The organism is Paenibacillus sp. BAC0078, assembly GCF_054483875.1.
On the sequence record NZ_JBTLRW010000014.1, the window covers coordinates 42,220 to 65,936 of the forward strand.

Annotated in this window: 13 protein-coding genes and 1 pseudogene; 3 read left to right on the top strand and 11 right to left on the bottom strand. The window is 53.7% G+C overall.

Annotated elements, in window-relative coordinates; genetic code table 11:
* Positions 1–36 precede the first annotated feature (36 nt).
* The 3 genes from ACX1DY_RS22435 (at position 37) to hflX (ending at position 6,546) form a co-directional block, all read left to right on the top strand.
* A complete protein-coding gene (locus ACX1DY_RS22435; protein WP_458966418.1) occupies positions 37–1,683 on the top strand; it encodes an SWIM zinc finger family protein in 1,647 nt (548 codons plus the stop codon).
* The gene (locus tag ACX1DY_RS22440) at positions 1,680–4,697 is read left to right on the top strand and encodes a DEAD/DEAH box helicase (RefSeq protein ID WP_458966419.1); all 3,018 of its coding nucleotides are present in this window, start codon (positions 1,680–1,682) and stop codon (positions 4,695–4,697) included. Before ACX1DY_RS22435 ends, ACX1DY_RS22440 begins: the two co-directional genes overlap by 4 nt.
* 577 nt (positions 4,698–5,274) lie before the next feature.
* Positions 5,275–6,546, top strand: coding sequence for a GTPase HflX (gene hflX / locus ACX1DY_RS22445; protein ID WP_458966420.1), 1,272 nt, complete (start codon positions 5,275–5,277; stop codon positions 6,544–6,546).
* A gap of 122 nt (positions 6,547–6,668) precedes the next feature.
* On the opposite strand, the pseudogene ACX1DY_RS22450 reads toward hflX, so the two are convergent.
* The 11 genes and pseudogenes from ACX1DY_RS22450 to ACX1DY_RS22500 form a co-directional block, all read right to left on the bottom strand.
* Positions 6,669–7,073 (bottom strand): annotated as a pseudogene (locus ACX1DY_RS22450) (L-asparaginase family protein); the annotation flags it as partial.
* 287 nt (positions 7,074–7,360) lie between these two features.
* A complete protein-coding gene (locus tag ACX1DY_RS22455; protein WP_458966421.1) occupies positions 7,361–8,119 on the bottom strand; it encodes an AAC(3) family N-acetyltransferase in 759 nt (252 codons plus the stop codon).
* A 219-nt stretch (positions 8,120–8,338) separates the two neighbouring features.
* Positions 8,339–10,099, bottom strand: coding sequence for a hypothetical protein (locus ACX1DY_RS22460; RefSeq protein ID WP_458966422.1), 1,761 nt, complete (start codon positions 10,097–10,099; stop codon positions 8,339–8,341).
* 306 nt (positions 10,100–10,405) lie between these two features.
* Positions 10,406–11,470, bottom strand: coding sequence for a glycoside hydrolase family 88/105 protein (locus ACX1DY_RS22465; RefSeq protein WP_458966423.1), 1,065 nt, complete (start codon positions 11,468–11,470; stop codon positions 10,406–10,408).
* The gene (locus tag ACX1DY_RS22470; RefSeq protein ID WP_458966424.1) at positions 11,460–13,187 is read right to left on the bottom strand and encodes a glycoside hydrolase family 3 protein; all 1,728 of its coding nucleotides are present in this window, start codon (positions 13,185–13,187) and stop codon (positions 11,460–11,462) included. Before ACX1DY_RS22470 ends, ACX1DY_RS22465 begins: the two co-directional genes overlap by 11 nt.
* Before the next feature lie 211 nt (positions 13,188–13,398).
* Complete coding sequence (locus ACX1DY_RS22475) at positions 13,399–13,653, bottom strand: hypothetical protein (protein WP_458966425.1); 255 nt, start codon at positions 13,651–13,653, stop codon at positions 13,399–13,401.
* 261 nt (positions 13,654–13,914) lie between these two features.
* On the bottom strand, positions 13,915–17,427 hold the full coding sequence (locus tag ACX1DY_RS22480) for a polysaccharide lyase family protein (RefSeq protein ID WP_458966426.1): 3,513 nt from the start codon (positions 17,425–17,427) through the stop codon (positions 13,915–13,917).
* A 159-nt stretch (positions 17,428–17,586) separates the two neighbouring features.
* On the bottom strand, positions 17,587–19,125 hold the full coding sequence (locus ACX1DY_RS22485; protein ID WP_458966427.1) for an ABC transporter substrate-binding protein: 1,539 nt from the start codon (positions 19,123–19,125) through the stop codon (positions 17,587–17,589).
* 51 nt (positions 19,126–19,176) lie between these two features.
* Positions 19,177–20,079 (bottom strand): carbohydrate ABC transporter permease, encoded by a 903-nt coding sequence (locus ACX1DY_RS22490; RefSeq protein ID WP_458966428.1) that lies wholly within the window; start codon positions 20,077–20,079, stop codon positions 19,177–19,179.
* Positions 20,080–20,199: 120 nt separating this feature from the next.
* Positions 20,200–21,186 carry an ABC transporter permease gene (locus ACX1DY_RS22495; RefSeq protein ID WP_458966429.1) on the bottom strand — a complete coding sequence of 329 codons (987 nt, stop codon included), beginning with the start codon at positions 21,184–21,186 and terminating at the stop codon, positions 20,200–20,202.
* A gap of 974 nt (positions 21,187–22,160) precedes the next feature.
* Entirely contained in the window at positions 22,161–23,615 is a 1,455-nt protein-coding gene (locus ACX1DY_RS22500) for an ABC transporter substrate-binding protein (protein ID WP_458966430.1), read from the bottom strand.
* Positions 23,616–23,717 lie beyond the last annotated feature (102 nt).

Here is a 23,717-nt window from a genome sequence, read left to right on the forward strand (position 1 = left end):
TCAAAAAAGAACATTGTGTACAGGAGACCAGCCAAAATGCAGTCTAAAATGATGATCAGCGATGCTGAATGGGAACAGCTCATTTCGGATGTAGCTTATTATTTCGATGATTTGACCCTCAAGCGTGGTTTTCAATATTATAAGCAAAATCGTGTGAAATCTCTGCGGATGATCTCGTCCCGGAGAATTATGGCGCTTGTCGAGGGCAGAGAGGATTATGCCGTTAGCCTTGAGCTGGACAGCCTGACGGAAAGTCATTGTGATTGCCCTGTGCAGGGGCCTTGCAAGCATATGGCGGCTGTGCTGATGAATGTTGCCGAGTCGCAGGAGCGGTCCGTGAATATGCTCGCCAATGCCAAAGCGGTCACGAACCGGAACAAGGCAGCAGCCCTGGAGGCTTCCTCCGCTGTAGGTGTCTCCGGCAGCCGCAAGGAACAGGCGAAGAAGCTCGCCGCTCTCATTCCCGGGGCAACCGTAGAGCAGTGGCGCGAATATATGGCACTGCTCACCGCTCCGCTAGCCCAGACTGTACGCAATCCGCAATATGCTGACCGGGCGCTCGCGGCCATTGCGCAAGCGAAAGCACAGCTCTCCCCCGCCGCTGAGCTGCTGTTTCAGCTAAATAGCCATCTGTTTATCCTGGACAGCCTAATCAAGCCTGGCAATCTGCATAACACAGGAGCCCTCTCCTCTGCGAGCTATTCGCTCGGATATTACACGGCTATTGCCGTCTCAGAGCTTCAGGAGGCGATAACACGCCTTATGAAGCGCAGCCTGCCGCTGGCTTCAGCGCCGGAGGAGTGGCCGCGCCTCAAGGATACGCTGGCCCATGTGCGGCTTGAGATGCTGACAGAATCCCGCGATCGCATGCGGGAGCAGCCTTATTATTCTTTCTGTTATAACCTGCTCTGGAGTAACTGGATCGCCCCGCACCTGAGCAGTACGGAGCTGTATCTGGAAGAGCTGGAGCAGCTCCGGGAGACCGGCAGTAGACTTGGTGCCGCCGTTACCCGCCCGGCACTGATGCTCGCGGAGAGCCGGATCTATTTCTACCTGAACGATGACCATGCCGCCAGGGAACGGCTTGCCGCCGCTGCTGAGCGGCCGGGCCTCCAGCCGGACGAGCTGATGAGCTTCCTGGCTCCGCTCGCTGAAGCCGGACACTGGGAACGGCTTGCAGTCTGGCTCGAAGCGGTTGGCCCCTTGCTGAACAGCCGCTTGTATAATCTGCAGGGCTATGCCGGGTACTGGGAAGAGGCTATCCGCCGCTTGCCTGAGCTTGAGCCCCGGATGTGGGACACGCTGGCTGGCATGCTGCCGATCTCGCGGGAGATTTATGACGAGAAGCTGCTGGCTTACGGCAAATGGCAGGAATGGATGGACTACCAGCTCTCCTCAGGCAAAGAGCCGGCCGATTTCCGGGTCAGCGACCTGAAGCCGGTGGAGAAGAATGCACCGGAGCTGCTGCTGCCGTTCTACCATCAGGCCGCCGAACGCTTCGTGCTGGAGAAGAACCGGCACAGCTACAAATCCGCCGTGAAATTGCTTAAGCGCCTGGCGAAGCTGTACAAGAAACTAAAACGCGAGGAGCGGTGGGAGGAGTTTCTGGAGGCCTTCACCGCCCGGCACAGCCGGCTTCGCGCGCTGCAGGAGGAGCTGCGGAAAGGAAATCTGATCCCATGAGTATGCATACACGTAATATTAACGTTCAGTTACTCCTGAGCCAATATGGCGATGCCCTGATCTATGGCATTAATGAGCGGGATGATTATGTCCCCGGCGTGCAGCTCAAGCAATTGCTGTTCGCCTGGCATGAGGAGTCCTTCTATGGAACGGAATTGACCACAGAGAACGCCGATGGCGTGGAGCTTGTCATTCTACCCGCCGACCAGGTGATTCCCTTCTTCGGAGACCTCCGGGTACTCCGGCATGTCGGCTGGAACTGGAAGAGCAATGCTGCGATCCTGACCTCGCTGGCCCCGCTTCTCGCCGGATTATTGGAAGAGAAGCAGTATGCCCCAAGCTTCTCGGCTTACCGCGAAGGTAAGCTCCAGTGGGAGTGGGACGACCAGGCGTTCCAGCGCGCGGCAGGCGGAAGCCCGGACGTTGCAGAAGCGCTGCGGGGACTGGCGGAACGTCCCGCTCTCGCGGAAGGGCTGCAGGCTGCCTTCTCGGCGGCGGTCTTCCAGCGCTTTTACAGCACGGAGGCCGAGGCCGGAGACCTGCGCAGCGAGTTCCCGCTGCTGTTCAGCGGGGGCGGCGCTTCGGCAGCCGGGATGGACGCGGACACCTGGCTGATGTCCATCGGCTGGAAGGCGGACAGCGCGCCGTTCCGCCCCGCGCTGCAGCTGCAGGAGCCGGACGAGGACTCGTCCTTCTGGCGGCTGCAGCTGCTGCTTCAGGACAAGCGCGACGAATCCGCGCTTGTCCCGCTGCGGCTCTCGGACGACGGAGAGCCGCATGGCCGCTGGCCCGCCCCGTGGACGGAGCACGTCCACGAGCGGGCCAGCGGATGGCTGTCCCGGCTGCGGGACAGCCTGCCCGAAGAGCACATCGGCCGCGGGCGCGATGTGCTTGGGGAACCGCTTAGCGGCGAGGCCGCGTGGCGGTTCTTGACGGACACCAGCCGGCGCCTCCTGGAGGCCGGCTGGCAGGTGCTGCTGCCGGCGTGGTGGGAGGCCGCCAGCCGCCGGAAGCCGCGCCTGCGCGCCAAGATCAGCTCCGGCGAGGGCGCCCGGGGCCGGTCGTTGTTCGGCCTGGATGCGCTGGTCGACTTCGACTGGCGCATCTCCATCGGCGACGCCGACCTCTCCGAGGCGGAGTTCGCCGAGCTGGTCGCGCGCGGCGAGCGGCTCGTGAAGTTCCGGGGCCAGTGGATTCCGCTGGACCCCGCCCTCCTGGCCCAGATTCAGCGGGCCATGGAAGGCATGGACAAGTCGCAGGGCTTGTCTTTCCAGGATGTGCTGCAGCTGCATCTGCTCGGCAGCGGCGGGGACGATGCCGCCGAAGAGGCCGCTGCCGAGCAGGCGGAAGAGCATGCTGCGCGCGTGCGGCTTGAGGTCGAGCTGAACGCGCATCTGGTTACGCTGATCGGCCAGCTCGGTCAGCGTGACCGGTGGCCGCAGCCTGCCGTGCCTGCGGGACTGCATGCCGAGCTCAGAAGCTATCAGCAGGAGGGCTTTGCCTGGCTTGCCTTCCTACGGCGCTTCGGTCTCGGGGCGGTGCTTGCCGATGACATGGGCCTCGGCAAAACCGTGCAGCTCATCGCCTATCTGCTCCACTTGAAGGAGCAGCAAGCGGCTGCTGAAGCCAATCCCGCTGCGGGAACGCTGCGTCAGACCGACCCGCCCGGATGGCCGTCGCTGATCATCTGCCCGACCTCCGTGCTCGGCAACTGGCAGAAGGAGCTGCAGCGGTTCGCTCCTTCCCTGAAGGTGATGCTGCATTATGGCAGCAAACGGCTGGATGCCGGGTACTTCTACGGCGCCGCTTCACAGGCCGATGTCGTCCTGACCTCCTATGCCACGGCGGCGCTGGATCAGGACCTGCTGAAGCAATTCACCTGGGCCGCAATCTGCCTGGATGAAGCGCAGAACATCAAAAACGCCGGGACCAAGCAGTCCTCGGCGGTGCGCAGCTTCCCGGCACTACACCGGATCGCCCTGACAGGAACACCGATTGAGAACCGGCTGTCGGAGCTATGGTCCATTTATGATTTTATTACACCGGGATACCTGGGGAGTGCCAAAGCCTTTCAGGACCGGTTCGCAAATGCGATAGAGAAAGAGCGGGATGCGAAGCGGACTGCCGACCTTCAGCGGATGGTCAAGCCGTTCATGCTGCGCCGCAAAAAGAAGGACCCGGCCATTCAGCTCGACCTGCCAGACAAGAATGAGAGCAAGACCTATGTTCATCTGACGGCAGAGCAAGCGGCTCTGTATGACCAGAACGTGAACAGTCTTATGGAGCGGATGCAGAAGCTGGAGGGCATTGAGCGCAAGGGGGCTATTCTGGCTGCCCTGACCAGTCTCAAGCAGCTCTGCGATCATCCGGTGCTGCTGACGAAGGATGCTCTGCCAGAGCCGGATGCGAAGGGTCAAATAGATACCGCAGCCTTAATCGAGCGTTCGGCGAAGCTTGAACGGCTGCTGGCGATGGTGCGGGAGCTGCGCGAGGAGAATGAGCGCTGTCTGATCTTCACCCAATATGTCGGCATGGGCAGGATGCTGCAGACGGTGCTGTCGCAGGAGCTGCAGGAGCCAGTGCTGTACCTGAACGGCAGCACGCCCAAAAGCGCGCGCGACCGTATGATCGAGCAGTTCCAGACGCCTCCGCTGCCGGAGGGGGAAGCTCCGGCGGCTTCCGATCAGCCGAATGTGTTCATCCTTTCACTGAAAGCCGGCGGAGTCGGCCTGAATCTAACCGCAGCCAACCATGTCTTCCATTTCGACCGCTGGTGGAATCCGGCCGTCGAGAATCAGGCCACGGACCGCGCCTACCGCATGGGCCAGACCCGGGATGTGCAGGTGCATAAGTTCATCTCGCTCGGCACCCTGGAGGAAAAGATCGACGAGATGCTGGAGAGCAAGCAGCAGCTCAGCGATGATGTCATCTCCAGCTCCGAGGGCTGGATTACGGAGCTGTCCACTGATGCACTGAAGGATCTGTTCACTCTGCGGCGTGAATGGGTAGGCTGATATTGCCTGCGGCTATTCTGTTGATACGACTAACTTGCCCAGTGGCTGCTGACATGACAGCAACCGCTGGGCAATCATCGCCTTCCTTAATTGGAGCATGTTGCCAGCCGGTGGCGAATGTGCTAAACTGGGCTTAACTTTTTTTAGAACGGAGGGTTGCGTGTGATAGACTTTATCCGGATTCGTACTTTACGCGGCTAAGCTAATTTTATAGCGCTAAAGCTCTGCCCTGTGCAGAGGACTCAGGATAGGTCTATCCATTTTTAAGGCAACCCATAGCTATAACCAAGCGCCAGACGGACAGATGGCCCCGTCGGCGTTCGCCTTTCGGAACCTGCATTTCCAAGCCCAAGTGACACAGCCCCACCGCGAAGCGCGGATGGAATAGCCTGCTATTCCGTCTTTGCAGCGAACGGTTCTTTGTTTCATGGCCGCTATGGAAGTGCATCTGCGGAGGTGGCATAAGCGTGCGTGCCCCCCGTAGCCCTATTCTGTTGTCCTCTTTGATACTGTTAGCACAGGCAGATGGCCTGTGCTTTTTTACGTTCAAATTGAATAACGGAGGTTGAATAAATATATGGAACCTGTACAACAAAAAGCAGTGATCGTCGGCGTTCAACTGCAAAATGACAATAATTTCGCTTATTCTATGGAGGAGCTGCGCAACCTGGCCGCTGCCTGCGACCTTCAGGTTGTAGGCGAGCTGAGCCAGAAATCGAGCCGGATTAACCCGTCGCATTATATCGGGACAGGCAAAATCCATGAGCTGGCGATGCTGATGGAGACGGCTAACGCCACAGTCATTATTTTTAATGATGAGCTATCCCCTTCCCAGATCCGCAATCTGGAGTCATCCTTAGACCGCCAGGTTATTGACCGGACGATTCTGATCCTGAATATTTTTGCCGAGCGGGCCAAAACCAAGGAAGCGCAGCTTCAGGTGGAGGTCGCCCAGCTTCAATACATGCTTCCCCGCTTGGCGGGGATGCGCGAGTCTCTCGGCAGACAAGGCGGCGGAGCGGGACTGAAGAACCGTGGCGCCGGGGAGACCAAGCTGGAGCTGGACCGCCGCCGCATCGAGGAGCGCATCACGGCGCTGCAGCTCGAGCTGCAGAACCAGGTAGCCAGACGCCAGATCCAGCGCAGACAGCGGCACAAAAATGAGGTGCCCGTTGTCTGTCTCGTCGGCTACACCAATACCGGCAAGTCCAGCTTAATGAATACACTGGTGGAGACCTTTCATCCCGGCTCGGATAAAGGAGTGTTCGCCAAGGATATGCTGTTCGCCACACTGGAGACCTCTGTGCGCAGCATTGAGCTGCCGGATCATAAAACCTTCCTGTTAACCGACACCGTCGGCTTCGTCAGCCAGCTCCCCCATCATCTGGTCAAAGCCTTCCGCTCTACGCTGGAAGAGGTGACGGAAGCCGATCTGCTGATTCACGTCGCCGATATTTCCGATCCGCAGGTGAAGCAGCACATGGCCGTAACGGAAGAAACCCTGAAGGCGCTGGGCGCCGATGGAATTCCAACCTTTTATGCCTATAACAAAGCCGATCTGACGCAGCAGCCGTACCCGGTAGTAGAGGAGAACTCCGTCACCCTCTCAGCCAAACAAAAAATCGGCGTTGCCGAGCTGGTTGGGCTAATCCGCAAGCATGTCTTTAATGATTATATCCAGTGTGAAATCCTGGTTCCGTTCGAGCGCGGCAGTGTGGTCTCCTATTTCAATGAGCACGCCGATGTGCAGTCGGTCAGCTATGAAGAGCAGGGCACACGCCTCAAGCTGGAGTGCCGGATTGCCGATTACGAGCGGTTCAAGGACGATTTTATTGCATTGCCGCAGTAGATTCAGGCCCCGAGGTCAGAGGGGGGCAGCGAACCGTTATTGCTGCAAAAAAAAGAACAATGCACCTTGAAGTTCCGGTGCATTGTTCTTTTGCTGTTGGAAGTAGGCTGTCATTCTGTCAATCAATATTCGTCGAAGTATTTTTGAATTTGGACAGGGTTGTTCGTCTTCGTCAGAGCCAGCATCAGCAGGATGCGGGCCTTCTGCGGATTCAAGGAATCGCCTGATACGAATCCATCTTTATCGTCATCCTTGGAATGAGTCACCTCGCCGCTGCCAGTGCGTGTGGAGCGGACAATCGCGACGCCCTTGCCAGCCGCATTGACGGCGCCTGTTTTAGATATCTTGGACATGGAGCCGTCACCGCTGCCTGCGACTACAATGCCCTTAGCTCCAGCGGCAACCGCAGCATCATACAGATAGCTTCCGTTGTTCTGATATTCATACAGGATATCAACCTGTGGGAGAGAGGTCATACCAGTTACATCGAATTCACTGTTAAGGGTATGCTTGCGGGTAACCTGGTTGTTTAATTGTTTGATTTAATGACATAATAATTGCAATATTGATAAAAATGCCGAAATCCCTTACTCTTATAGAAAATCATATGTCATATACATTACATGAAAAGAAGGCAATAAGCACATAAATAACTTGTTACGAAGGATAAAATAGGTAGGATTACATATTTTATATTTTTTTCGATAAACTGTTATATCCATATATTTTCATTTTGATGATGGGATTCAAGATGCCGAATGGGGTTCCCTGATTCATGTTGACAGGACAGGGTATTTCCCTGTCCTTTGTCCTTCTATTGTTCTGTCTTTTGAGATAATCCATACAATCCAAACGGATCACTCTGCAAGGCTTGACGATATAATCCAATAACGTCCTGTACTTTGAACAACATACATTTACAGTCTCCGATCATTCCCTCTTTGATCATTCCTTTTTCATATGCTTGGTTTTGAATAGTGTACCAGGCCGTAACGGGTGGCTCTCCAGACTCAATAAACCACTCATCTTCAGGGTATTGCATTCTTGCTTTTTCGGATGGCTTGAAAATATTGGTTGCCTTCTCAGGAAGATAGCTTTCTACGTAGTGCATGGTGGATAAGCTATAGATATCAACGCCTAAAAGTAACGCCCAACCATTGATATCTATCAGGTGCTGGAAGCCAAGTGAATGTCTATCTGCATCCTTCCCCCAAGCGGAAACTCGAAAGACCCCCTGCCCTGTACGTACACCCTGCATAGTACGAAATGTGTCCGCTATGATCCCCATTCCGCTTCGTCCTTCGGCACCCTGCAAAATTTTTATTTTACAAGTTAGCCCCAGTTCTCTATCAACATTGTTAATGGGCATCCTGGTAGACAATTTGAAGGAAGGCATGACAATCGCTCCGTCACTCCCAACGACTTGCATCAATGCGTTTATTAGTGTCTCTGCTCCCCCATCAACATACCCAAAACTGTGCAGTGAACTATGAACTTCAACCGCCATCCCCTTTCTAACCCCTAACTTGCGTAGTCCGCTTTCAATATCTGACATTGAGACTATGGATGACATAACTTACCTCCGTTTAGTTTTTGCCGGCAAGCCAATCGTACATAAAATCCTCCCCAAAATATAGACTTATACTTTACGGGCTGTTATGATGTTGAATAAGGTCTGGAAAAAAATACACAAAGCCCTTGGATTATAGTCCAAAGGCTTTTTTTGATGAATGAGACTCCCCATTAGCTAAGTGAAGCTGCTGCAGAGTCTTTTTGTTTTCTAAAAAGGTCTCTACTCCCCCGGACCAGGGCGCAAGCGGAGCGAAAAGGCCTCCATCTCCTCCATGTTGCCGCTTACCCGCAGCTTACCGTCATCTGTCAGCTCTATTTGCGGCCCCGCTTCATCCGGCGCCTGCTGAATATCCAGCGAGAATACCATCGCCGCTTGCTGCAATGCCGTGAAATCAAGCCTTTTCCTCGGCCCGGAATAGAGAATCAGCTCCACCAGGAGCAGATCCGCAGTCTTTTGAACCTCCCATGTCCAGTCGCGCTGTGCCCCTGAATGTCCTGTAAACGCGGCGAACCATGTCGTGAGCATACATTCGACCTCTCCAATTCGGATAATCGCCCCCGCTCCCGAAGACTCGGCATGAATGCCGTCCAGATGGCCGCCAATTTCCAGCCGCAGCCGTAAATCTTCAGCTTCGATGGCGCCCCCGGTAGGGTCCAGATTGGGGTGGGTATCTCCGCCATTCGTGATAAAATCAATGCCGAACAGCAAATGTCCCTGATCCTGCTTCGCTTTGAAGCGGGCCGAGCAGTAATCATAGCCGTCATGCAGACAGCGAAGCTGAATATAGGCCGGCAAGCCGTTATTATCCACGTACGCCAGCAGCGGCCTTCTCTGATTCCATAAATCGCTCGTTGTAAAAGATCCCACACTCACCTGCGGCGTCATAAAAGTAACCGCCCATTTGCCGCTCCCATCAGCCTCATTCCCTTCATAGAGCTGTCTGATTTCCCTCGTTCCCGGAACTATGAAGGTGTCCAGATAGGCAGGTGGACATTCGAAGCTGCTTCGATACCATTCTTCTTCATACGGAAGCTCCTCCCAGTCAAAAAACTTCACCCGCCCCTTAGTCGCCAACTGTAAAAAAGATTTGCTCTGATCACCAAGCAGCGTCTGATAACAACGGGAATGCGGCCCGGACCACTGCGCTGTGGCAGGATGATAATACCCGGCAACCGTTCTCCAGGTCAGATCAATCAGCTCGTTGCTTAACTCCCTAACCCTATCGTCTATGGTCGCAGCACGCAGCTTGGACAGCTCCAGGATGGCAATATACGTGTAGACCGGGCTGTTGTATTCCTGAAAAGCTCCGCGTTGCATCGTGTAATCGTACAGCTTTTGTAACCGCTCTAGACCGTATTCCGCATAATCTTCCCGCCCTAATTGTTCACCGGCAATCCTAGTGACAAAGGCTCCCAGAATGGCAATATTGGTGTAGTCCGGCCCCACATTCCGCTTGATAATGGCTTCGCAGGCATAGCTGATGGAGCGAATAACCCGCTGCTGCAGCTCCTCCGGGAACCGCTTGCCGTGGCGTGTGATGGCCTGAACCAGCCGGCTGCCGCAGAAATCGGCCCAATTCCAGTCCGGAGGCGACATTTGCGCAAGCGGTTCTTCGTAGAACCAGGACCAGATGCCAAAGGTAGTATGGCTGCGGTCGGTGTCCTGAAGCGAAATTACCTGATCTATAACGTCAAAAGCCCGCTGCTCATATTGGGGAAGCTCCGTATCCAGCAGCCCGAGTGCATACGACAGCGAATCCCGGGTGGAATGAATGAACTCCGCCTCCCGCAGCGTGGTATGATACCCCGGGCTGCTGAACGGCGAGCGCAGCATGCGAATCTCTGGATCATAGCGGGACTCCAGCGTATGCATTTTACGGATCAGCAGCCGCTGCTCGTCGATGGCTTCTTTATGCTTCCCGGCTGTTCCCTCCTCGTCAGGTGCTTCAAGAGCATTTCTTCCCTCTGCGGCCTTCTTCATGATGATCTTCCTTTCCAATAGGGAGTCCAAATCACACTTTTTATGTGGAACGCGTACCCGATAAGTGTATTTTCTACAGCTAAGAGGAGGCGAAATCCTGTATTTTTAGCTATAGATGTACTTTGTACAGTTAAAATTGGCAGATAGCCTTCTTTTACTGAATTGCAGACTATTTAAGTGTACAGAGTGCAATTAAGTCGGCATAAGCGCGAAAATAGAACTTTTTAGTTGTATCAAATACAGCTAGCGCTTGGGTGCGAGTCTAAATAAAGGAAGGAGGGTTTGCCGTTCAACTGCGGCTCCAAGCTACAAGTCACCGTCTTTCAGATCCAGATCCAGTGCCTGCGTCAAAAGCTGCATCACCAGTCCCTGCCCATACAGTGTAGGGTAGACGGTAATTTCATTGTAGGCCTCTGCCGAAGGCATTACCGGAGTGCCGCCGGATACCCCGCTTACTTCACCGTCCGCCGCAATGAGCGGCAGGATGGCTTCCACGGCCAGTCCGACACTGTCCAAATATGAAGTCTCCAGCATGCCGCACCTTACTCCCTTAATGAAGCCGCAGGCGATCCCAGCACTGCCCGAAGTCTCCTGCACAAAATCAGGTCTGTCCAGTACCGTGTGCCACATTCCGTTTTCCGCCTGACAGGACTGCAAGCCCGCCGCAAGCAATGCATACCGGCGGTACAGCTCATCAGGAACTTCGGCCACGCCTTGAAGCTCCGTCACGATCTGCGGAACCGCCAAGGTGATCCAGGCATTGGCGCGCGCCCAATGGACTGCCGACATATGATTCCCCTCGCGGCTGTTCCAGCCGTGGAACAACAGCCCCGATGCCGGGTCCTGCAGCAGCCGCAGGTGAAGCAAGGTCTGCTCCAGCGCCGCATCCGCCAGTTGCCGTTCTCCGGTTAATCCGGCAAGCCGCGCCAGGAACAGAACAGCCATATATACCGTATCCGCCCATACCTGCTCCGGGAAATCCACATTTTCGGTGACGGTATGCTCCAGCGCACCCTCTCGCGTTTTGGGCGCTGTGCTTAGCATCCAATCGGCGGTGGATACGGCCTTTTGCAGAAACCACGGGTCTCCAGTCAAGCGGTACAGCTCAGGGAAAAGCGCGAACGGGGCCAGGGAATTGATGACTTTTACCCCTTCGGCCTTGTGCTTGTTCCGGTTCACCCATTGCAGCAGATAATCTACCACCTTTCCCTGCCCGGAGACTGTGCTGTATTCCAGCAAAGAAATCACGCCGACCCCCGGGACCCAATCCCAGCGGTCAATATCCATTCCCCAATTCCCCTGATGCCGCTCGGCGATCATATATTCGAATAGCAGCTCCAGTCTGTCCTCCAGCTTCCGCCTAGTGTTCACAATGCCGATACCCCCTCGTACCAGGATAATCCCCCTGCGGGTCTGCCTTCACCGGAGACACTCCCTGAAAAGGAATCTCGCCAAACAGCGCTTTAACCGTAAGCTCCACCGTCTCTTCATGCAACGAATAAGCATTGACCAGCGCATCGAGGAATGGCATATCCTGAAGTAAATACGGCGTAGCAAAAGAAACCCCGATTGGCCTGATCGTCTCCGCCTGCTGCATCGCCCAGATTGCTTTGGCAGCCTCGCCTACCGGACGGGCCGTGTTCATCATTCCATGCAGGGGCAGGAAAAATGGCGCAAAAGCAGCATCCCACCTTACCCCAGACAGCTCCCATTTCCGCAGCGTATTCAGCGGCTCAAATTCATCCAGAATATCTACCTCTAGCCCTCTCGCCCGCAAAAGATCAACAAAAACGTTCATCCGCTCATATTTGCGCCCTTCTGTCACCTTGTTCAGCAGGATGACCAGCACCCGGCGGGTCGTCTGCGGATTCAGAGGCAGCAGCTCACCCCGGTTGCGGACAAGCGTGATGCAGCGCTCCGCGAGAGTCCGGCTAAGCTCCCTTGCTTCCATATCAAGCTTAGGCGGCAACTTGTCGTTCAGCAGCGGAACAGCCTGCAGGTCGCGGCCTTCAATATCTATACCGTGCAGACCGAGTCCGGCTTTCAGCTCCAAAATACGGCAGACACTGGCGTCAAGCCGTTCCATACTCACCGCGCCTTCTGCAATTGCCTTCTCCATGACCTCGAAATACTCCACACCCGGCCAGAGCAGTACATCCGTACCGCAGTTGAAGCAGTCCACCATCCTTTTCTCATAATCGCCCCAAGCCAGAAATCCGCCCATATCCAGCGCATCCGACAGCACCACCCCTTGGAAGCCCATCCGCTCCCGCAGCAGCTCCGTTGTTATGCGCTCCGACACTGTTGCCGGTACAGGCTTCTTCTCAGACGTATCCCCTTCCAGCCAAGGAAGGGCAATATGCCCGGTCATATACGACATTACGCCCTGGTCAATCATCTGCTGGGACACCTGTCCGTAAGTGGCGAACCATTCCTCCTCAGACAAGCTGTTCACGGTAGTAACGATATGCTGATCCCGATAATCTACCCCATCCCCCGGAAAATGCTTCGCACAAGCCGCAAGGCCATGCTCCTGCATTCCCCGCATCACCGCACTGGCCAGGCGTGCCGCCCGCTGGGCATCATCCCCCAGACAGCGCGTAGTGATCACAGGGTTCATCCAGTTCAGCAAAAGATCCGTCCCCGGCGCCAGCGCCCAGGTGAACCCCGCCGCACGGCCTTCGAGCGCTGTAAATTTGCCGTATTCGTAAGCCAGAGCCTCATCGTCGGCAGCGGCCAGCGCAAGCAGTGGCGGAAACGCGGTCAAGCTTTTGACCGCAGACCCCGCACCGAATTCCAAATCGCCAGAGAACAAGAGCGGATACTTGCTGAGCTTCTGGAGCAACCGCGTAAAGTCCCGGTATTCCTCCGCCTTGCCCGCAGCCTTCTGAATCACTTCCCCGCCGATAAAAAAGCTGCCCACCGGATATTTCTGTAAATATGCTTCAAGCGCCGCTTCATCATTTCCCTTGAACGGCAGCCTGCCCGCATGATCCTGCATCGTTTGCCCAATCTTCTCCCGCAGGCTCATGGATGCGAGTGTGCGCTCCACCCAGTCCTGCTCTTCCAATGTAAGCGGCCTCCGCATGGTCACAATTCCTCCTGGTAGTTTCTAAACACAGTGTAACGAAAACGCCAGCTGCTCTAAATAAAGGCAGCTATAAAATAAGTATAAAATTCTACAAATATTCAGTATCACTCAAAACACCCGAATGCTGCGGCTGAGAGATATCTTTGGAAATTGAAAAGAGCCATTCAAGTCATGTAATCGACTTAGAATGGCTCTTTGACTATGTAAATTACTCATAATAAAAAAAAGAAACTCGCCCGGTCATATGCCTGCGAGGTTTGACAAGACAGGATCTACTCCCTCTTGCCAAACTATATAATACTACATGACATTGATAATTGCAGCTCCATTTCACCTCAATATCATCGACGTAATCTCTTTTAGCTGCTGTCATGCTTGCAATCGTATATTTCCGCACCGGTCCTTTGTTCTCAATTTTTGCTTCATCTAAATAGCTGATATAAAGGTTTTTCTCGTTACTCATTATAATTTACTCCTTGCAAAAGAGATTTTTATTGAAACAGGACATAATATTAAGAAGGACGCAAATAGGAATTTGATCCTGAATTGCGTCTGCCTCCTCACAGGCATTTCATTACACCGGGTGGGGAGGACTCTCTTAGCACGCAAAAAAGTAATTATACCATATAAAAAATCCAATTTCTGGTCAAGTTTAATCCATTATTTCTTAAAAAAAGACCTCTCCAACTCGGAGAAGTCCCTTTGTATATTCTATTCACCTTACTCAGAACAAGCTAATACTCAGCATCTCGCTAAGCTTATTGTTCTCCTTGTTCATTTCCGGATACCTCCAGATATCATTTACGAAGAAGCTGATCGTGAAATTGCCGGTGGTCGGAACCGTCCACTTGGGCGTGCCCTGGGCGCTGCCGTTAGCCGTCAGCGTAATCTCTTCTCCGGGCTGGATGACCGTGTTGTTCGTATCCGACCAGGAGACGACTCCGCCATTGACGGAGAAGGCGCCACCGGTGATTTGCCCAAGCCCGGTCGAGGCATTCAGGGGCGTTGGGCGCACTCCGATATTTTTAACCTTGGCCCAGAAGATCAAGGAATCCCCCAGTTGCGGAGTGCTGTGGGCGGATGGAGTGCCGTCGCTGTTCACGATATTCCAGCCGATATCCGTAACGATCATGTCTGCCATAGGAGCGGGAAGGGTCGGCTCATAGCTCTCGAATTCAAAGCCGTGTACCATAACCAGACCGTTAGTAGCTCTGATCTCAATCCGGTGCAGCCCGTAGTCCAGACCGGTCAGCTCATAGACGATCCTGTTCTCACCCTCAAGACCGGCCTGCGGAATAACCACTGTCTCCTTATATTGCCCATCTACGTAGACATCCGCACTACCCATATTACTCTTGATATCCGATCTCCAGCGAACCCCGATTCCGGTAAAATTGAACATAGCCGTGGCGTCTGGCGCATATGTTACATGAGAAACTCCGTTAGGTGCTGTTGTGAAGCCGGTATAGTCGATATAAGAATGATCATGTTCCACAGTATACCAGGCCGAAACAGGTACATACGCCCCTTCTACCAGCTTGAAGTAATCAATGTTCGCGCCGTTCCCGCCAGAGGTGAAGGTGATCATGTTATAGCCCGGCTGGAGCGTGATGCCATATTGTCTAGCGGTAATATTAGCGTTCCAGCTTCCGGTGGTGGGCAGGCTCACCGTAGATTGCTTTTGCCCGTTGACAAGGATATTCTTCTTCGCATCCTGATTAGAAGCGTATGCAATAGTTAAGGTGTAGCTTCCGCCATGCTCCGAATAGAACCCCTGTATGGTCAGACCTCCGCCATGCGTCTGCTCTACAACCTTTCCGCCGGAGGCGCTGCTGTTATTGCTGACTTTTAGCGGAGAGGTAAAGGCTGTGGCTTCTGCCTCAAATTTGGTCGGGTCTCCTGCTACGTGCTGCGTGATCGGCATAGGCAGTGTAGTCGCTGATACCGCAGAGGTCAAAGGCGACACATTGCCGAAATCATCCACGGCCTGAACGGTGTAGCTGTATTCCGTTTCAGGAGCCACGGTATAGTCATTATAAAAGTTGATCCGTCCCGGAACCGTCATGATCGGCTCCGCTCCGCCATCACGGTACACATTGTAGCTGACCACCCTGTCATTGTCTGTTGAAGCGCCCCACGTCAGCTGGATTTGCTCATGGCTTACTGTCGCCGCCACAGGACTTGTTGGAACAGTAGGCGCTGCAGTCTCCAGCTTATCCAGAATATACTGGATGGTCTCACCCGCTCCCAGAGTAACTGTCAGCGTAATATCCGGTGTCGCCGTAAGCTGGACATTCGAGTGCGCGGCAGCGTAGGTATCGCCTGGGCCGAAGACCTCTCCGGCATACTGGCCGCTGCTTGGCATCGTCACCCGTACTTGCATCGTCACCGGCTGTGTCTCGAAATTCACGAAATTCAGCAAAATTTTATCTGAAGAAGCCCCTATCGCTGAGGTCCCCAGCGCCGAGGTGTCCACCGCGCGGAAATAAGCCTTTTTCCCGTTTAGGGCGGATGGATTCAGCACTTCGTAGCTAAGCGGACGGCCATGCGTGGCATAAGCGGCAGCCAGTCTGCGGAACGTCTTCAGCCGCGTCTCACCCTGCTCATTGCTGTTCGCGGGAACCGCCACCGTATCCTCGAAGCGGTGTGTGTTCCAGTTGATGCCGGAAGCGAATAATCCGAACTCTGTCCCGTCATTGAAAAAGGCCGCATGCTGCATAATATGGTCCACATAGCCGATATCCCCGCGCAGCTCCCGGTCAAAAGCAGAAGCGAATCTATACGCATACGTGCCGTATTTCGTATTGTCGGAATGGTTGTCGTTGCTGCCTGTCTCGCTCATTGCCATCTTTTTACCGAAGCCTTCGTCTGCTCCGCCGTACACCCGCAGATTCTCATACAGGCTGCCGCCCGGCAGCGGCTGTACACCCGTTCCGCCATAGCTGTGGCCGTTCGTTATATCTGAAAGCGCTTCAATTTCTTCACGCTGTGCAGCATCCCGCTCCCAACCGTCGGGGATTCCGTTGTACGGCCAATAGGCCCAGCCGGGCGCCACAATTTTCAGATAAGACTGGCTATTCGTCTGCCTCTCCTCAGCCATCAGCTCATGAATCGCCAATATAGATTTCTGCGACCACCCGAACAATCCCGGCTCGTTGCCCGTTTCCGCATACTGGTACAAGTCACCGAATTTGCTGACGAATGCGGCATAATTGCTTCTGAGAGCGGCACTGACCGTTCCGTTCACCAGATCGGCATTGCTCTTCCAGTTGCCTCCGATAATATTCATCATCGGTTCCAGATTCAGGTCACGCAGCGTAGCCAGATAGTTCCGTCCCTGCGGGTCCCAGCCCGCGCTTGTATCCGACCAGAAGGAGGTCCGCATCCAGTTGCCGCTGTAGGCAATACCCATCCATTTGGTCATGGGCGCAAGATGGCGGATCGCGTTCTCGTCATATTTGAAGGTGGAGGCGGCAAGGGTCGTTCCCAGATGGACGTATCGCCCATGTATCGGCTCCTCCGCCTGGTGATTCAAGGCCTCCAGCTTGAAATAATCCCACTCGAACCATAGATATTGGTCTCCGTCATAGCCGGGAGACTCCGGGTCCGCGTACAAGCCGCGGTCGACTACGAGCTGAAGCTGATTTTCACCGACATGGAGCTGTTCTTTGGGAATATACAGCCTATAGGTTTGTCTCCATGTACGCTCCAGGGAGACCTCTCCGTTATTCAAGCCGGTGATTTGAAGCAGTCCGCTCATGAGACCGTTTGTGAACACAGCAAGCTGGGGAATGGCGGTGCTGGCGTCGATAACCTTGATGCTGAATTCCGCCCCATACTGCGGAACCGCTTCCAAATCAAATGAAAGATAAACGCTCCCGTTCACACTCGCCTTCATGCCTTTGGAGACTGTATTCCAACTGTCAGAGGGCATAGGCAGGGACAGGTTACTATACACATTATTGAACACTGTAAATTCCGCAGAGCTGTTATCCGGCTCACCCACCTGCCATATCACGCCCGCCGGCTCATAGGTAGCGGTTGTTACCGATGGCAACGGCGTTTCTCCGTAGACGAGGCTGGAGACCTGCTCCGGCGCTTCAGCGGATGGTGCAATTTCCTTAACTACTGCTGCGCCCGGGGGATCGGCCGATACGATACGTTCAGTCGGCATGAGGCAGGACATCACCACTAATACCAGGGTTAGCAGCACACTTGTACTTCTTTGAATTCGCACATTAACACCCTCTTCTATAAGAATAGAAACAGGGCCCCCAATTGCTAATTTGGCGAATGGGAATACCCGACATCCAGGCAGCGGCCATTGCAGGCCCGACTCAGAGAGGCAGGTGGCGGCTATCTACCCGGATATCGGGTCTGCTAATACTTTAATTACTTACTTGGCGGCCAAAAACGCATCCATTTGCGACTGAATTTCGCTTATCACGGCATCCAGACCAGCGGCCTTAAGCTTACTGTTCATTTCCTTCAGGATCGGCTCGGGATCTTTTTCCCCGGAGTACAGGGTATTCTTATATTGCTTCGTAATGTTGATCAGCGCTCCAATCTGCGACTGCACTTTCGTTGAATCGAAGACAAATCCGATGACCGGCGACACTTTAGAATTTTTGTTCCAGTCGGTGTAGAGCTGCACCCGTTTCGGGTCTTCGTCCTTGTTCAGATAGTTGAGCAGTACATTCCCGATCATCCATGAGGATACGGAGTTGTAGCCGCTGTCCGGGATGAACTCCACCGTGTTATCACCCACTTTCTTGTAGTGTTTGCCTTCAATACCAAAGGTGAGCAGGTTATACAGAACCGGATCAGTGTGGATCAGGTTCATGAACATCATGGCCCGCTCGGGATTTTTGGAGGTTCTGGAGATGGCGAGCATCGAGCCCTGCAGGCTTTTGGTGCTTACCTGTACCGGGAGCAGCGTTTTGATGATCATCGGTTTCTCGGCGAGACGGGTCCAGTCATTGGTGGAGGTTGGATTCATGTTGCCGTAGGTGAACCAGGCCTTGCCGCTTTTTACTGCGTCCTTCAGCTCGGTTTTGTCGGTAGCCCCGTTCTTGTTAATATAGCCCGCTTTGTACCATTCCCGGATTAGCTTCAGCCGTGCCAAAATTTCAGGAGTATCATATTCGTTAAAAACCTTCATCGTCTTGTAATCGAGCAGTGTCGGAATTTCGTTGCTGCCGTCGAGGTCTTCACTGTCCGGGTACACCGTGAACCAGTTCAGGCTGTCCGTGTGGTTCATGAACAGCGGCGTGATTGTCGGCTCCTTTTCCTTGATCGTTTTCAGCATAGGTTCAATGTCCTCAAGCTTCTTGATGCTGTTCACATCGAACCCATACTTATCAACAATCGCCTTGTCAAAAGCAAAGCCTACCGACTGGCCCAGCTCTTTTTCCGTTGGAACCGCATACAAATGTCCGTTAACGGTAGCAGCCTGGAGATACGCCGGATTAATCTGGGCTTTGGTCTCCTTGGCATAGGTGTTCAGCAGCTCTTCGAGCGGCAGGTACGCGCCTTTGGCGGCATTGGTCATGAAGTTCCAGGTATAGACCATATCGAACACTTCGCCGGACTGGATCATCAGGTTCACTTTGTCTGCCGGTTTATCCCAGCTCAGTTGATTAATCTTGATCGTGGCATTGATCTTATCCTTCAGATAGTCGTTGATCGCCTGTTCGACGGAAGCCACATCCTTATCCGGCCCGCCGGGCAGATACAGCGACAGCTCCACCTGTTCCAGCTTATTCGTCGCTTCCGTGGCTGCAGCCTTATCCGAGGCGGCCGGTGCGGTGGTGCTTTCTGCCTTTGTCCCGGTAGGTGCAGCCTCCTTGCTGTTATTTCCGCCGCACCCGCTCAGCGATAGTCCGATCAGTAGTACAAGCGACAGCAGCAGACCCGTACCTCTTTTACCTGCCATAGTTTGTTTCCTCCCCTTGATGGTCAATATATGCTAATCGGAATTCCGAGGTTAGCCTTTAATGGAGCCAAGCGTTAAGCCTTTGATAAAATACCGCTGAAAAAAAGGATATGCCAGCACAATCGGACCAATGCCAATCAGCGCCATCGCCATACGGATGGTCTCACCCGGCAGTTTGGCCAGCTCGGTTGCCGAGCCTTGAATCAAAGCCCCGTTGCGGCTCAGGTAATCCGCCTGGGAGATCATTTTGTACATCAGGTACTGCAAGGAATAGAGATCCGTATCCGTCACAAAAATCATGCTGTTAAACCAGTCGTTCCAGTAATGCAGCGTATTGAACAAGCCAATTGTGGCGAACACCGGCAGGGACAGCGGGAACACAATCCGGAAGAACGTCCGCAGCTCCCCTGCGCCGTCAATCTTGGCAGCTTCAATCAGCGCAGGCGGCACACTCATCTGGAAATAGGTTTTCATAATCAGCACATTGAACGGGGACAGCAGCATTGGAACGATTAGGGACCAAATCGAGTTTTTCAGATCAAGCACCTGCGTGTAGACCATGTACCAGGGGACCAGCCCGCCGCCGAACAGCATCGTGAAGAAAATCAGGAAGGCAAAGAAGCCCTTGTATCTGAAATCAGCCCGCGAGATCGGATACGCATAGAGAGAGGAGATAAATACGCTGAGCAGCGTGCCGGTGACGGTTACGAAGATGGACACGCCGTAGGCTTTTGCAATCACGGTATAATCCTTAAAGATATAGGCATACGCCTCCAAACTGAACTTCTCCGGGAAAAATTGATAGCCGTTCAGCACAATGGAATCGTAGTCGGTAATCGAGATCATGAACACCAGCACAATCGGCAGCAGACAGGTGATCGCCAGAATGATAAAAATAATATGGAGTATAATGTTGGCCGGCCTGGATATTTCATTGTTGGTCACTGGTTCCATCCTCCTTCTTCTTCAAAATCCATTGCAAAGGTGTTGCTCGCAACTGCGGTGAATGTTTGGACTTCCGGCCGCTATCGCTCCGTAAGTATCCAAACTTCACCTCCGTTACTCGCACCTTTTTTAGAACACAGCCTGGTCCTTGTCGACCTTACGCACGATCCAGTTCGAGCCGAGGACGAGGAAGAAGCCGACGATGGATTGGTATAATCCGGCTGCAGCGGACATGCCCAGGTTGCCCATGTTGATCAGCGCGTTATAAACATAGGTGTCAATGACCAGCGTGGTCGGATAGAGCGCCCCGGAGTTCAGCGTGGTCTGGTAGAACAGCCCGAAGTCGGAGCGGAAAATGCCGCCGATAGCGAGAATAGTCGTGATGATAATGACCGGACGGATGAGCGGAACCGTAATGTGGAGGATCTGCTGCCACTTGCTGGCCCCGTCGATCAGAGCAGCCTCATAGTACTCATTGTCGATGCCGATAATCGCCGCCAGATAGATCACGCAGCCATACCCTACCCCTTTCCAGAGGTTGATCAGCGGCAGAATGAACGGCCAGTATTTCGGCTCCGAATACCAGTTCAGCTCATTCAGCCCGAACATCGCCAGAACGCCTTTGTTAATGAAACCGTATTCAACATTCAGAAAAGCGAACACGAGGTAGCTCACCACCACCATCGACAAAAAATACGGGAAGAACATGATGCTCTGATAAAATTTTGCCGCCAGCTTATTCTTCAGCTCATTCAGGGCAATCGCAATGGAGACGGCAATCACCAGATTGAGGATAATGAACACGAAATTGTACAGCACCGTATTGCGGGTGATGATCCAGGCATCCGACGTGGCGAACAGAAACTTGAAGTTATCCAGCCCCACCCACGGGCTTCCCAGGATTCCATCCACATAGTTAATATTCTTGAAAGCAATGATGATCCCGAACATCGGCAAATAGTTGTTAATCAGCAGGAAAATAACCCCCGGCAGCAGCATAAGCAGCAGCACCTTGTGTTTCAGCAAATGCCTGAGCATGGAGCTTCTTTTCGCACTCGTCCGCACTTGCACATTCTGCCCGGTACTCAGCAAGCTTCTTTTCTCATGAGTGATCATCCCTTACGCCTCCCGATCCTTCAGCAGTCTCTCTCTTTCCTGTCTTAAGTGTAGCCGGAGAACGGCACAGGCTGAATAAGGCCATCTATAATAAAAGTTCGATAATCTACAGAGTTTGGAGAGGCCCAGCGCGGATATGGTTGTGTATAATAATCAAGATGGATTCAGACGGATAGCACTCATATTGGATGTATGCATTTGGAAGCAAACGGGGTTATCGGGTATCACCAGGCAACCACGCCTCAGCTCCTCCTTATTATGGTTGGGGAAGGCTATGTCCGAGGCGATGGAACAGCATATTGTAAAGTTCACACCGGAGATGCCGTATTCTGGAGCAAAGGGGAGTGGCATGAGACAAAAACAAGTACAGGATTAACTGCCATTGTGATCGAAAGTGAAGAATTACACCCTGCCTCCTATATGCCTTCGGGGAGATAACTGTATCCACGCAGAGCTGTTACCCCTAAATCCGACTACTGCCGAACATCAACAAAAAAGGAGCCTGCGGCCATGTCTTGGACATGCGGAGACTCCTTTTGCTATAAATTTGATACAAGTAAAGACATCTATAGGGAACCGAAGTGGAAAAAGTACCACTAATCCGAAGGATTTGCTGCTCCAGCGACCTTTAGTGGGAAAAAGTATCACTAATTTGCCCGAATTCCTTCATATGCAGTGAATTTCCTCAAAATAGTTGGAGAAATTCCCACTACCCTCTGCTGGGAGACGGATCTCCGCAGAATAGTTTTACTTTTTCCACCTAATCTATTTGCCTCTTCGGACTTTCGGACTTTCGGACTTTCGCACTTTCGCACCTTCGGACTTTCACACTTTCGCACGGACTTTCCGACTTCCTGGCTCTCCCCTCCCAGCCCCTTCGCTTCCAGCTTCTCCTGAACGCTCTACCATCACTCTCACGCAGATCTGCCCGGTCCAGCCCGACCCGATCCCTCCCTCCCTCTCCCTCCCGAACCTCACCGGCTCTCCAGACTCTGCCCCTGCAAAGGCTTCTTCGGATCGAAGTCCGGGTAAATATAATCCTCACGCTTAAAAAAATACCCGGTCGCCGCGATGTCCAGCATCTGGTTGAGCCGGTCACTTTCCGCGCGCAGGCCCGCGCCCACGCTTATTCCGCCGGAAAGGATCTGCAGATAGAGCTGCATCCGGGAGCGGTCACCCGAATCGCGCGGCTCCACGGAGACGGTGTTGGGATCGTATTGGTCCATAATCTGTGGAGAGAGCGGATAGATCGACTCTGCGGCAGTGGGATGGAATTCCTTAAAGTGGCCCAGCCCCGGAACCCGTCTCGGATGCTCCGTGATGCCGTCCACCACCGGCAGTGCCAAGGCCTGCTGGAACAGAATGGTCAGGAAGGCCTGTGACTGCAGGAATTTCCATACCTTCACTGCCGCCCCGCGGTCCGGGGCGCTGCTGTTCACCACCAGCGGGGAGTGCGGAATCATCATCAGCGCGCCGGCTCCCTTCTCGGACGCTGCCCTTACCGGTGGCAGCGCCACTCCCCAATCATCCTTAGGCATATATTCCTGCAATTTCACATAATCTTTGCTGGTTGCATACATCATGCCGATATTCCCGTCGGCGAACTGCCTGAGGGCGCTGTTCCGCTTAAGCAGCGTTTCTCCGGGATACAGGCTGCCCTCTTTCTTCATGTCCAGCATCAGTTGCAGCCACGGCTCATAGACACTCAGGTCATACCTTCCAGTCCGGTAATTATAGAGATATTGCCCGCTGTAGGTGCCTGACATCTCCAGGCCGGTCTGCAGACTGTCCTGGCTGTCGCCAGCCGGAAGCGCGAACCCGTATTTGTTCACGCCAACCCCGGCCCGGCTGATCTTGCCCGCAGCCCGCTTCACCTCGGCAAAGGTAACAGGCGGCTGCGTAGGGTCCAGACCGGCAGTACGGAACAACTGCTTGTTGTAAATTAGGCGCACAGTTTCGATACTTGAGGGGATGAAATAGAGCCCCCCCTTGAACAGCGGGCTATGCGCGTAGTCCCTGGCCCACTGCGGAAATCTGGCCAGATATTCGGGAGTCAGATCACTGTATAGATTGGCAAGATACCCCTTGTTCACATAGGTAGCCAGCCAGCTATTATCCACGCTGAACACATCCGGTCCTTGACCGGAGGTCATCAGCATGTTGAGCGTGTCATCATAGGCATCCGCCTGGATATTCATCATTACAATTTCAATATGGTCAGGATTGTTCAGGTTATATTGCCGGATCGCGTTCTTCACTTCCAGATTGTCCGTCCAGTCATACAGCGCAATCCGCACCTGAATTGCGGGTACAGCCTTGGGCACAGGCTCCGCATTAAATTCCACCAGCAGCGGACGGTCATAGGCTATGGCGTAGATTACAAGTCCGCACAGAGCCAGGCCGATCATGTACAGCAGCAGCCGTTTCATCCTTCACCTCCCGCGTTGACAGCATGAACTAACGCGCCTTACAATGAATACCATCTATTGATGGATATTTTCCAATAATACCTGTTAAATGGCAAGCGAAGA

What these genes read in the sequence shown, in the direction of transcription:
- ACX1DY_RS22435 (WP_458966418.1), top strand. Translation starts at nt 37, where the DNA reads ATGCAGTCTAAAATGATGATCAGCGATGCTGAATGGGAACAGCTCATT.
- ACX1DY_RS22440 (WP_458966419.1), top strand. Translation starts at nt 1,680, where the DNA reads ATGAGTATGCATACACGTAATATTAACGTTCAGTTACTCCTGAGCCAA.
- hflX (WP_458966420.1), top strand. Translation starts at nt 5,275, where the DNA reads ATGGAACCTGTACAACAAAAAGCAGTGATCGTCGGCGTTCAACTGCAA.
- ACX1DY_RS22455 (WP_458966421.1), bottom strand. Translation starts at nt 8,119, where the DNA reads ATGTCATCCATAGTCTCAATGTCAGATATTGAAAGCGGACTACGCAAG.
- ACX1DY_RS22460 (WP_458966422.1), bottom strand. Translation starts at nt 10,099, where the DNA reads ATGAAGAAGGCCGCAGAGGGAAGAAATGCTCTTGAAGCACCTGACGAG.
- ACX1DY_RS22470 (WP_458966424.1), bottom strand. Translation starts at nt 13,187, where the DNA reads ATGCGGAGGCCGCTTACATTGGAAGAGCAGGACTGGGTGGAGCGCACA.
- ACX1DY_RS22475 (WP_458966425.1), bottom strand. Translation starts at nt 13,653, where the DNA reads ATGAGTAACGAGAAAAACCTTTATATCAGCTATTTAGATGAAGCAAAA.
- ACX1DY_RS22485 (WP_458966427.1), bottom strand. Translation starts at nt 19,125, where the DNA reads ATGGCAGGTAAAAGAGGTACGGGTCTGCTGCTGTCGCTTGTACTACTG.
- ACX1DY_RS22490 (WP_458966428.1), bottom strand. Translation starts at nt 20,079, where the DNA reads ATGGAACCAGTGACCAACAATGAAATATCCAGGCCGGCCAACATTATA.
- ACX1DY_RS22495 (WP_458966429.1), bottom strand. Translation starts at nt 21,186, where the DNA reads ATGATCACTCATGAGAAAAGAAGCTTGCTGAGTACCGGGCAGAATGTG.
- ACX1DY_RS22500 (WP_458966430.1), bottom strand. Translation starts at nt 23,615, where the DNA reads ATGAAACGGCTGCTGCTGTACATGATCGGCCTGGCTCTGTGCGGACTT.